The sequence below is a fragment of the Microbacterium sp. I2 genome, from assembly GCF_051364985.1.
GTDB lineage: Bacteria > Actinomycetota > Actinomycetes > Actinomycetales > Microbacteriaceae > Microbacterium.
In genome coordinates this window covers 82,612-93,754 of record NZ_JBLWIH010000006.1, presented here as the reverse complement: position 1 = coordinate 93,754, position 11,143 = coordinate 82,612, and the positions used below count along the sequence as shown (strand labels likewise).

The window sequence follows — 11,143 nt, the reverse complement described above, 5'->3', positions numbered from 1 at the left end:
GCATTGTGTCCTTCCGTCTCCCCCCCCCCCCCGCCACAGCTGCCACACGACGATCACCAGGGTCGTCAGCACGATCACCGCTGACACCGACAGCACCAGGGTCTGCTCGAGCTCGTTCACCGGGGCCTGCGTCCTTCGGCGGCGTCTGCCACGAGCTTCGCGATGCGCGAGGCACGCGTGTCGGGGCGGCGCGCCATGTCGACGTGCGAGATGCCGATCTTGCGGGTCGAGGGTGGGAACGCATCCCAGGCCGTGCGCGCCGTCGGCACCGCGTCGAGGGCGGCTGCGAAGTCGTCGGGCTCGCGCAGCTGGTCGGCGTTGTCGAACACGCTCCACGAGCCGTTCGCCTTCGCCACCTCGATGGCACGGATGCCGGCCTCGGTGAGCAGCCCCTCCGCCTCGAGCTTCGCCACCCGCACCTTGTTGGTCGCCGCCCAGCCGCTGGTGGGTCGCCGGGGCGCGAACCACAGCCCGCCCCGCAGCTCGTCGAACGAGCGCACCGGACCGTCGATCCACCCGAAGCACAGCGCCTGCAGGATCGCGTCTTCGTAGCCGATCAGGTCGAGGCCGGAGCCCGGACGTGGCCGGATCAGCCATGCGCCCTTCGAGGTCGCGTGGTGCTCGGCCAGCCATGCGCGCCAGGTTGCGGCATCCGTCGCTTCCACTCTTTCGCCGTCGTCGAGCGCACCCATGAAGGCGACCTTATCGGGGCACGCCGACAACCGCGGGCTCAGAGCAGCTCGGGATCCTCGGACTCGACGGGATCGCCGTCCAGGAGGTCGGCAACGGAGTCCAGCACCTCGTCGGGGCGGAACGGGTAGCGCTGGATCTCGACAGCGTCGCTGATGCCGGTCAGCACCAGGACGGTGTGCAGGCCCGCCTCGATCCCCGCGACGACGTCGGTGTCCATGCGGTCGCCGATCATGCCAGTGTTCTCGGAGTGCGCGCCCAGCCGGTTCATCGCGGAGCGGAACATCATCGGATTCGGCTTGCCGACGACGTACGGCTCCATGCCGGTCGCCTTGGTGATGAGCGCCGAGATCGCGCCCGTCGCGGGCAGCACGCCCTCGGTGGACGGGCCGGTCGCGTCGGGGTTCGTCGCGATGAACCGCGCGCCGGCGCCGATGAAGCGGATGGCCTTCGTGATCGCCTCGAAGGAGTAGTTGCGCGTCTCGCCGACGACGACGTAGTCGGGGTCGGTCTCGGTCATGATGAACCCGGCCTCGTGCAGAGCAGTGGTGAGGCCTGCCTCGCCGATGACGAACGCCGTCCCGCCGGGCATCTGCGACTTGAGGAAGTCCGCCGTTGCCAGCGCCGAGGTCCAGATCGACTCCTCCGGCACCAGCAGCCCCGACGCCCGCAGCCGGGCCGAGAGATCCCGCGGGGTGAAGATCGAGTTGTTCGTCAGCACCAGGAACGGCACGCCCTGATCGCGCCACTGCTGGAGGAGAGCGGATGCCCCGGGGACGGGTGTGTTCTCATGCACCAGCACGCCGTCCATGTCGGTGAGCCAGCATTCGATCTCGGCACGGGTGCGCATGCGTCAAGACTAGGTGGCGCGGGCGTAGGGTCGAAGCCGTGACCTGGGACCCCCGGAGCCTCCCCGACCTCTCCGGCCGCGTGTACCTGGTGACCGGCTCCAACGCCGGACTGGGCTACTTCGCGTCGGAGCAGCTCGTGCGCGCCGGGGCATCCGTCCTCATGTCGGGCCGGCACCCGAACCGGCTGTCGGCCGCGCGCGCCGCGATCCGGCGCCGCGTCCCGGATGCCGCGCCCGACGCCACCGAGCCGCTCATCCTCGACACCTCCAACCTGGGTTCGGTGCGCTCCGCCGCGGCGAGTGTGCGGGGCCGCGGCGGGCTGGACGGGGTCCTCCTCAACGCGGGGATCGTCCACGCCCCGCGTGTGCGCGAGACCACCATCGACGGTCACGAGGTCGTCTTCGCGACGAACGCCCTCGGGCACTTCGCCCTCGGCGGCGAGCTGCTGACCGCGCTGGCCGCGGCATCCGGCCGGATGGTGTGGGTCGGCAGCATGTCGGCGCGGATCAGCCCGTACGACCCCGTCGACCCCCACCTCGAGGACCGCTACACGCCGTGGCGCTCATACGTGCAGTCGAAGATCGCCACCGCCGCACTGGGCTTCGAGGCCGACCGCAGGCTGCGGGCCGCGGATGTGCCCGTCGCGAGCGTCGTCGCCCACCCGGGCTACTCCACAGGCGGGCGTACGCCCGGCGTCGCCGGGGTGAACGAGCCTTCCCGCATGAAGCGGTTCCGCGACAACCTGCAGGCCGCCGTCGCGCAGTCCAAAGAGCACGGCGCGTGGCCGCTGGTGCGTGCCCTGGTCGACCCCGAGGTGCAGGGCGGTGAGTTCTGGGGCCCGGCGTCGGGAACCCGAGGCGCGCCCCGCCGCCGCACGCCCCCGAAGATCACCCGCGACACCGAGATCGCCGCGCGGCTGTGGGACGTGGCCGAGGCCGCGACCGGCGTGCACTGGCCCTTCGAGAAGGCCGCGGCCGCGGGTCCAGCCTCCGGCTGAGCCCGCCGTCCGCTCGCGCTGCCGGAATCGGCATCCGCTCCACTTCTCGCCGGGTCCGCTCGGCTCGCGCTGCCGGAACCGGCGTCCGCTGCCGAACGGAACGGGCGCGAGTGACGGTTCTCGCAGCGTGAGCCTGCCGCGTGTCGGGCCTGAGGTCCGCACCTGTGGCCCCGAGGTCGTGGCGCGGCACCGGTGGCGGCGCGCCCGACAGCGGGCAGCCGTCACCAGTAGGGGTCAGCTGCTGAGCCACACCGCGGCCGTGGCGGCCTCGGGGAGGGCGACCTCGACGCCGTCGACGCGGATGCTGCCGGCATCCGTCACGGTCACCGTCGCGCCGACGGCGACACCGGCCGCTTCGACGGCCCGGAGCAGGTCTGGATCGCGGTCGCTCACCCGCAGCACGCGGCCGACGTGCCCTGCCGCCGCCTGGCCGAGCAGAACGAACGGCTCACGGTGCACGTGGCCCGCAGCATCCGGGATCGCATCGCCGTGGGGGTCGAAACGCGGGCGTCCGAGGCGCTCGTCGATGCCCTCGAGCAGCCGGTCGCTGATCGCGTGCTCGAGCACCTCGGCCTCGTCGTGCACCTCGTCCCACGCATACCCGAACTCGCCGACGAGCCACGTCTCGATGAGGCGGTGGCGGCGGATGATCGCGGCGGCCCGCTGCTGGCCCGCCTCGGTCAGCGAGATGGGCCCGTACGGCCGATGCGTCACCAGCCCCTGCACGGCGAGCTTGCGCACCATCTCGGTCACGCTGGACGGCGCGAGGCCCAGTTCCGCCGCCAGCTGCGACGGCGTGATCCGCTCGGTCTGCCACTCGGTGTGGTGGTAGATCGTCTTGAGATAGTCGTCGATGGCGGGGGAGGGCACGCTTCAGGGTACCGGCGGCCTCACGCCCCGGTGAGGACGAGCCACAGCAGGATCGCGTTGAGGGCGATGAGGAAGACGGATGCCGCGACCCCGGCGATCGTCGTCCAGACGCGGTTGCGGTACCCGCCCAGCACGTCGGCCTTCGCGGTGAGGGCGACGAGCGGGATCAGAGCGAACGGGATGCCGAACGACAGCACGACCTGACTGAGCACCAGGGCGACGGTCGGGTCGAAGCCGATGGCGAGGATCACGAGCGCGGGGATCAGCGTGACCAGGCGCCGCGCGAGCAGTGGCACCCGGATGTGCAGCAGTCCGTGCATGATCTCGGCGCCGGCGTACGCGCCGACCGACGTGCTGGCCAGGCCGCTGGCCAGGAGCCCCACGGCGAACAGCGTCGCGACGAGCGGGCCGAGACCGGCGGCGAGGGCAGCATGCGCCCCCTCGAGCGAGTCGGTTCCCGGGACTCCGGCGAGGTTCGCCGCGGCGAGCAGCAGGATGCACAGATTCACCGTGCCCGCGATCAGCATCGCGATCGTGACGTCCCACTTGGTCGCGCGCAGGAGTCGCCGGGTGGGGATGCCGCGCAGCTCCTCCAGAGGGATGTCGATGCGGGCGCCGGGCGAAACGTCCGGGTTCGCCGCCGGGCTGGTCGACGGGCCTGTTGACGGGCCGGGCGCCGAGCGGTCCCTCGCCAGAGCTTGCGTGGGCGCGAAGCGGTCCCTCGCCAGGGCGCTGTGCGCGTATATGGCGTGCGGCATGATCGTGGCGCCCAGGATCGACGCCGCGAGCAGGACCGAGTCGGTGCCCTCGAACCGGGGGACGAGACCGGCGACCACGCCCGCCGGATCGGGCGGCGCGACGAAGACTCCGAACGAGAAGCCGATCGCGATGATGGCGAGCAGGCCGATCACGACGAACTCGAACGGCCGCGCTCCACGCCGGGACTGGATCAGCAGCAGGGCGATCGACACGGTTCCGGTGATGACACCGCCCCACAGGAGCGGGACCCCGAACAGCAGGTTGAGCGCGACGGCGCCGCCGATGACCTCGGCGATGTCGGTGGCCATCGCGACGAGCTCGGCCTGCAGCCAGTAGGCGCGACGACCCCAGCGGTTGCGCATCCGGAGGCCGAGGGTCTCAGGAAGGCTGCGTCCGGTGACGATGCCGAGCTTCGCCGACAGGTACTGGATAAGCCACGCCATGACGTTGCCGAGGACCACGACCCACACGAGCAGATAGCCGTACCGCGCTCCCGCCGTCATGTTGCTGGCGACGTTGCCGGGATCGAGGTAGGCGACTCCCGCCACCAGGGCGGGGCCGATCAGCCACGCGACGCGGGGAACGGTCTGCGGGCGGCGCGCAGGGGTGGCGGCAGAGGCGCTGACGTCGGCGGCAGTTTTCGGCACACCGAAACCCTAGCGGATATTTCGGTCCACCGAAATATTCTTGAGGACGCGGTGTTCACAAGTCCGGACGATGCCGCGACGCGCCCTGCCGGGCACCGCGCAGGGCCCGTGCATCCGGAGTTGTGGCACGGCCAGGCGGATAGCCTGATCCGGTGAACGCGCCGGACGAGAACCCCGAGCCCACTCTGCCGGTCGGCGTCGGGCCGTGGCCGGGCGGTCCGGACGCGTGGCCCGACGACCCCCGCTACGATCCCGAACTGCTCGCGCACGGCGACACGCGCAATGTCGTGGACGAGTACCGGTATTGGACGATGGATGCCATCGTCGCCGACCTCGACACCCGCCGCCATACCTTCCATGTGGCGATCGAGAACTGGCAGCACGACATGAACATCGGGTCGATCGTGCGCAGTGCCAATGCGTTCCTCGCCGCGGAGGTGCACATCATCGGCCGCCGGCGCTGGAACCGCCGCGGCGCGATGGTCACCGACCGGTACCAGCACGTGCGCCATCACGAGGACGTCGCGTCTTTCAAGGCATGGGCGGATGCCGCGTCCCTGCCGGTCATCGCGATCGACAACGTCCCCGGCTCGGTGCCGCTGCAGGACGCCGACCTGCCCGAGGCGTGCGTGCTGCTGTTCGGTCAGGAAGGACCGGGGCTCTCCGCGGAGGCGGTGGCTGCGGCATCCGGTGTCGTCGAGATCACGCAGTACGGCTCGACACGCTCCATCAACGCCAGCGCCGCGGGCGCCGTCGTGATGTACGAGTGGTGCCGCCGCTGGGCGTGACCGGCCGACCGCGTCAGGCGCCCGCGGTCATCCACGCCGAGCCGCGCACGCGCCAGCCGAGCGTGAGCAGGCGCGCGAGCATGTAGACGCCGAAGAACGCGACGGCCAGCCACGCCAGGCCCGCCGCGCCGGCGGGGTGGAGCACCGCGACGAGCGCGAGTGCCGGCACGAACGGCACGAGGTTCAGCACGCCAACGATCGCGAGGTACTTCGCGTCGCCGGCACCGATGAGCACGCCGTCGAGCACGAAAACGATGCCGCACACCGGCTGCGCGACCGCGAGCACGATGAGCGCGGGCTGCACGAGCGCCGCGATCGAGGCATCCCCCGTGAACAGCAGCCCGATGACGCCCGAGAGTGCGCCGATGACGGCACCGACGATCACTCCGAACCACGCGCCCCACGCCACCGTGCGTCCGAGGACGCGCTTCACGGTGCGCGTGTCCTCGGCACCGAGGCCCTTGCCGATGAGCGCCTGCGCGGCGATCGCGAGGGCATCCAATGCGAACGCGGCCGTCGAGAAGATGGTGAACGCCACCTGCCACCCGGCGAGTTCCTCGGTGCCCAGGCCGGTCGCCACGGCGACCGTCGCGAGCAGGGCGATCCGCAGTGACACGGTGCGCACGAACAGCCAGCCGCCGGCGCGGGCGGAGCCGCGCACGCCGTCGCGCTGGGGGCGGACGGATGCCTCATGCCGGCGCGCGAGCCGCGCCACGACCACGACGTACGCGGCGACCATGCCCCACTGCGCGACCACGGTGCCGACGGCGGAGCCCGCGATGCCCCACCCGAAGCCGTAGATGAACAGCCAGTTCAGAAGCGCGTTCGAGGCGAAGCCGAGCCCGGCGATCCACAGCGGCGTGACCGTGTTCTGCATGCCGCGCAGCAGGCCGGTGGCCGCGAACACGACCAGCATCGCGGGAAGGCCCCACATCGAGATGCCGAGGTAGGTCTCGGCCTGCTCGGCGACGACGGGCGAGGCGCCGAACAGCGCGACGAGGGCCGGGGTCGCGAGATACCCCACCAGCGCCAGCACCGCGCCGATGCCGAGCGCCAGCCACATGCCGTCGATGCCGACCGACACCGCCCGCGACGGGTCGCCCGCGCCGAAGCGGCGCGCGACCGCGGGAGTCGTCGAGTACGCGAGGAACACCATGAGCCCGACGATCGTCTGCAGCACCGCCGAGGCGATGCCCAGGCCCGCCAGCGGCTCGACGCCGAGATGCCCGACCAGTGCCGAGTCGACGATGAGGAACAGCGGCTCGGCGACGAGCGCACCCAATGCCGGGACGGCGAGCCGCAGGATGTCGCGGTTCAGCGTGTCTGGCGCACTCGTCACCCTCCCGAGCCTACGAGCCCCGGCCGTAACGACTCCGGCGGGCGCATATCCTGGAACGCATGACCGACGCCCCCCGCTCCGGTCTCGCGCTCGAGGAGCTGAGCGCCGAGATCCGCCCTCAGGACGATCTTTTCCGCCACGTCAACGGCGCGTGGCTTGACCGCACCGACATCCCGGACGACAAGGCGCGGTGGGGTTCGTTCCACCTGATCGCCGAGCAGGCCGAGAAGGACGTCCACGCGATCGTGGTGGAGTCCACGGATGCCGAGGCGGGCACCGAGACCCGCAAGATCGGCGATCTCTACACCAGCTTCATGGACACCGAGCGCATCGAAGAGCTCGGGGCGGCACCGCTGGCCGACGTCCTGGCCCGCGTGGACGCCATCACCGACATCGCCGGCTTCCTGCGCACCACGGGCGAGTTCGAGCGTGACGGCGTCGCCGCGCTGATCCACCTCTACGTCGAGCCCGACCCGGGCAACCCGCAGCGCTACGTGCCGTTCTTCATCCAGGGCGGACTGTCGCTGCCGGACGAGAGCTACTACCGCCTCGACAACTTCGAGGCCACCCGCACCGCCTTCCGCGCGCACGTGCAGAAGATGCTCGAGCTGGCCGGCGTGCCCGAGGCCGAGGCATCCGCTGATCGCATCTTCGCGCTCGAGACCGAGCTCGCCACGCACCACTGGGACAACGTCGCCAGCCGCGATGCCGTCAAGACGTACAACCTGATGCCGTGGGCCGACCTGCTGACGCTCGCGGAAGTGGACCTCGGACCGTGGCTGGAAGGTGTCGCGAAGGAGTACGCCGACGCGTTCGCCGAGGTCAATGTGTATCAGCCGAGCTTCTTCGAGGGGCTCGGTTCGCTGCTCACCGAAGACCGCCTGGACGACTGGAAGGCGTGGCTGCGCTTCGCGGTCGTGCACTCCGGCGCCGCCTTCTTGTCGGAGGAGTTCGTCGCCGAGAACTTTGCGTTCTACGGCACGCAGCTCACCGGCGTGCCGGTCAATCGCGAGCGCTGGAAGCGCGGCGTGAGCCTCGCCGAGGCCGCGATGGGCGAGGCGATCGGCCGCGTATACGTCGAGCGTCACTTCCCGCCCGCCGCGAAGGAGGCGATGGACGAACTCGTCGCCAACCTCATCGAGGCCTACCGCCGGTCGATCACCGACCTGGAGTGGATGAGCCCCGAGACCCGCGAGCGCGCCCTCGCCAAGCTCGACGCCTTCACGCCGAAGATCGGCTACCCGGTGAAGTGGAAGGACTACTCCACGCTCGAGATCGCCGCGGATGACCTTGTCGGCAACGTGCGCCGTGCGCACGTGTGGGAGCACGACCGGCAGCTCGCGAAGGTCGGCCAGCCGATCGACCGCGACGAGTGGTACATGACGCCGCAGACGGTAAACGCGTACTACAACCCGTTGATGAACGAGATCGTGTTCCCGGCCGCGATCCTGCAGCACCCCTTCTTCGAGGCCGACCGTGACGCGGCCGCCAACTACGGCGGAATCGGCGCGGTGATCGGGCACGAGATCGGTCACGGCTTCGACGACCAGGGCAGCCGGTTCGACGGCGACGGATCGCTGCGCGACTGGTGGACCGACGCCGACCGCGCCGCGTTCGAGGAGCGCACGAAGAACCTCATCGCGCAGTTCGACGCACTCGTGCCGCAGGGCCTCGCCGACGAGCACCACGTCAACGGCGCGCTCACCATCGGCGAGAACATCGGCGACCTGGGCGGGCTGGGCATCGCGATCAAGGCGTACCAGCTGCACGCCGAGCGAGCCGGCGATCCCGAGATCGACGGCTACACGGGCCTCCAGCGGCTGTTCCTCAGCTGGGGGCAGATCTGGCAGCAGAAGGGACGGGATGCCGAGACCATCCGCCTGCTGACGATCGATCCTCATTCGCCCAACGAATTCCGCTGCAATCAGATCGTGCGCAACATCGACGCGTTCTACGATGCTTTCGGTGTCACCGAGTCGGACGCGCTCTGGCTCGACACCGACCAGCGCGTCACCATCTGGTGACCTCGACACGCTGAACCACCCCGAACCCGAGACCACCTGGGGACACAGAACCGGAAGGGAAACCCGTGGGCACTGAGCCCAGAAGGGATGCGGAGTCGCTGCGGGGGTCGCGACGAAGCACCACCAGAAGGCTGCCGAGGAGGGCGGCAGCCGGACGCCGATCATTCACGTCGACGTTGAAGGCGCTCGACGATCTCGCCACATCCGGAGCGAAGATCTCGGTGCGCATCACCGATCTCGACCGGGGGACATCGGTGCTCGCCGGTGACGACTTCGTCACGCTTCCGGTGGCGGGCCTCGGTGTCGTGCCGCTCCTGATCGAAGTCGCCGCCGCTTTCGAGTCCGGACAGCTCGAGCCGCTCGAGATCATCGACCGCTCGCAGCTGGACACCGTGACGGTCGCCGGTGTGTGGCAGCACCTCAAGGCGCCCGCCCTGCCGCTGTCGGATCTTGCGGTGCTGACGGCATCCACCGGCGATGCTCTCGCCGCCAACGCGCTGCTCGCGCGCGTGGGACTGCCCGCGGTTCGCGCGCGCATCGAGCAGCTCGGGCTCTCGCGGTCGGCGCTGCTGGACCGCTTCCGCGACGAGCGCGGGCCCGACGACGCGCCGCACTTCGCGCTCGGATCCGCGCGCGAGCTCGCAGAGGTGTTCGCGGCCCTGGTCAACTCGCAGGTCGTGTCGCCCGGCGTGAGCGCGCAGGTCGCCGAGTGGCTGAGCCTCAATCACGACCTGTCGCTCGTGGCATCCGCGACCGGTCTCGACCCGTTCTCGCACGAGAACGACGAGCACGGCCTTCTCTTCATAAACAAGACGGGCCGGGATGCCGGGATCCGGGTCGAGGCGGGCGTCCTCGCCGGGCCGCGGGCCGGGGTCTCGTACGCGCTCATCGTGTGCTTCGACGACCTGTCGATCTACCACCGGATGCGCGCGCACGACGCCTTCCGTACGCTCGGCGTAGACCTCATGGAGTACGTGTTCTGACGATGCCGCGGGACGAAGGCGTCAGGTGACGGGGCATGACGTGCCGTTCGCGTGGCCGGAAGGCATCGAGTAGCCTCGCATGGTGTCTACGCCGCCGTACCGTGCCGACATCGTCGGCAGCTTCCTCCGCCCGACCGCCCTCGCCGAAGCCCGCCGCCGCTTCGCCGACGGCCAGATCGACGCCGATGCACTGCGTGTCGCGGAAGACACGGCGATCGCCGAGCTTGTCGTGCAGGAGGCCGATGCCGGCCTGAAGCTGGCGACCGACGGTGAGTTCCGTCGCTCGTGGTGGCACTTCGACTTCTTCGGGCTGCTCGACGGCGTCGACATCGTCGAGCTGGATCACGGCATCCAGTTCCAGGGGGTTCAGACCCGCCCCCGCGGCATCGAGATCACCGACAAGATCGGGTTCAGCGACAGCCACCCGTTCCTCGAGCACTTCCGCTCGCTCAAGAGCCTGCTCGAGCGCACCACCGGAGCCGTGCCGAAGTTCAGCATCCCGGCGCCGACCGTCCTCGACTTCCGGCTCGAGCCCGGCCACATCGCCGAGTCGGCGTACGACGGCCGCGAGGCGATCGTGGACGACCTGGTGCAGGCGTACCGCGACGCGGTGGCCGCGTTCTACGACGCCGGCGCCCGCTACCTGCAGTTCGACGACACCGCGTGGGCCTATCTCTGCTCGGACGTCGAGCTCGAGAAGGCCCGTGACCGCGGCATCCGCACCGACGGCATCGCCGAGCGCTACGCGACCATGCTCAACCGGATCCTCGACGGCAAGCCCGACGACCTGGTCGTCACCACGCACGTGTGCCGCGGCAACTTCCGTTCCACGTGGATCTCGTCGGGCGGCTACGAGCCGGTCGCCGAGCAGCTGCTGGGCAACACCGCGTACGACGGCTACTTCCTCGAGTACGACAGCGAGCGCGCCGGCGGCTTCGAGCCGCTGCGGTTCCTCCCCGAGGGCGACAAGACGGTCGTGCTCGGGCTGATCACGTCCAAGAGCGGTGAGCTGGAAGACGTGGATGCCGTCAAGCAGCGCATCGACGAGGCCTCGAAGTTCGCCCCGCTCGAGCAGCTGGCCCTGAGTCCGCAGTGCGGCTTCGCCTCGACCGAGGAGGGCAACGTCCTTACCGAGGACGAGCAGTGGGCGAAGGTGCGCGAGGTCGTCGACATCGCCGCCGACGTCTGGCGCTGA

Annotated in this window: 10 protein-coding genes; 5 read left to right on the top strand and 5 right to left on the bottom strand. The window is 70.3% G+C overall.

Annotated features, from left to right (window positions below; genetic code table 11):
- Positions 1–116: 116 nt before the first annotated feature.
- The gene (locus ACLKM7_RS05155; protein ID WP_436446088.1) at positions 117–692 is read right to left on the bottom strand and encodes a YdeI/OmpD-associated family protein; all 576 of its coding nucleotides are present in this window, start codon (positions 690–692) and stop codon (positions 117–119) included.
- A 38-nt stretch (positions 693–730) separates the two neighbouring features.
- The gene (locus tag ACLKM7_RS05150) at positions 731–1,540 is read right to left on the bottom strand and encodes an HAD-IIA family hydrolase (protein ID WP_436446087.1); all 810 of its coding nucleotides are present in this window, start codon (positions 1,538–1,540) and stop codon (positions 731–733) included.
- Between the two features lie 38 nt (positions 1,541–1,578).
- On the opposite strand from ACLKM7_RS05150, the gene ACLKM7_RS05145 reads away from it, so the two are divergent.
- On the top strand, positions 1,579–2,538 hold the full coding sequence (locus tag ACLKM7_RS05145; protein ID WP_436446086.1) for an SDR family NAD(P)-dependent oxidoreductase: 960 nt from the start codon (positions 1,579–1,581) through the stop codon (positions 2,536–2,538).
- Positions 2,539–2,772: 234 nt separating this feature from the next.
- On the opposite strand, the gene ACLKM7_RS05140 is transcribed toward ACLKM7_RS05145, so the two are convergent.
- Both ACLKM7_RS05140 and ACLKM7_RS05135 read right to left on the bottom strand, forming a co-directional pair.
- Entirely contained in the window at positions 2,773–3,408 is a 636-nt protein-coding gene (locus ACLKM7_RS05140; protein ID WP_436446085.1) for a metal-dependent transcriptional regulator, read from the bottom strand.
- A gap of 20 nt (positions 3,409–3,428) precedes the next feature.
- The gene (locus tag ACLKM7_RS05135; RefSeq protein ID WP_436446084.1) at positions 3,429–4,814 is read right to left on the bottom strand and encodes an Nramp family divalent metal transporter; all 1,386 of its coding nucleotides are present in this window, start codon (positions 4,812–4,814) and stop codon (positions 3,429–3,431) included.
- Between the two features lie 152 nt (positions 4,815–4,966).
- On the opposite strand from ACLKM7_RS05135, the gene ACLKM7_RS05130 reads away from it, so the two are divergent.
- The gene (locus ACLKM7_RS05130) at positions 4,967–5,602 is read left to right on the top strand and encodes a TrmH family RNA methyltransferase (protein ID WP_436446083.1); all 636 of its coding nucleotides are present in this window, start codon (positions 4,967–4,969) and stop codon (positions 5,600–5,602) included.
- A gap of 13 nt (positions 5,603–5,615) precedes the next feature.
- Here the strand turns inward: ACLKM7_RS05130 and ACLKM7_RS05125 are convergent, their stop codons facing one another.
- Positions 5,616–6,941 (bottom strand): MATE family efflux transporter, encoded by a 1,326-nt coding sequence (locus tag ACLKM7_RS05125; RefSeq protein ID WP_436446082.1) that lies wholly within the window; start codon positions 6,939–6,941, stop codon positions 5,616–5,618.
- A gap of 59 nt (positions 6,942–7,000) precedes the next feature.
- Between ACLKM7_RS05125 and ACLKM7_RS05120 the strand changes: the two genes are divergently transcribed.
- The 3 genes from ACLKM7_RS05120 (at position 7,001) to ACLKM7_RS05110 (ending at position 11,143) form a co-directional block, all read left to right on the top strand.
- Positions 7,001–8,965, top strand: a complete 1,965-nt coding sequence (locus tag ACLKM7_RS05120; protein WP_436446081.1) for a M13 family metallopeptidase — start codon at positions 7,001–7,003, stop codon at positions 8,963–8,965.
- Between the two features lie 98 nt (positions 8,966–9,063).
- A complete protein-coding gene (locus ACLKM7_RS05115) occupies positions 9,064–9,948 on the top strand; it encodes a serine hydrolase (RefSeq protein ID WP_436446091.1) in 885 nt (294 codons plus the stop codon).
- Positions 9,949–10,030: 82 nt separating this feature from the next.
- Positions 10,031–11,143 (top strand): 5-methyltetrahydropteroyltriglutamate--homocysteine S-methyltransferase, encoded by a 1,113-nt coding sequence (locus tag ACLKM7_RS05110; protein ID WP_436446080.1) that lies wholly within the window; start codon positions 10,031–10,033, stop codon positions 11,141–11,143.

Excerpts from the sequence above, each read along its gene's own strand:
- ACLKM7_RS05155 (WP_436446088.1), bottom strand. The coding sequence starts at position 692 with ATGGGTGCGCTCGACGACGGCGAAAGAGTGGAAGCGACGGATGCCGCA.
- ACLKM7_RS05120 (WP_436446081.1), top strand. The coding sequence starts at position 7,001 with ATGACCGACGCCCCCCGCTCCGGTCTCGCGCTCGAGGAGCTGAGCGCC.
- ACLKM7_RS05150 (WP_436446087.1), bottom strand. The coding sequence starts at position 1,540 with ATGCGCACCCGTGCCGAGATCGAATGCTGGCTCACCGACATGGACGGC.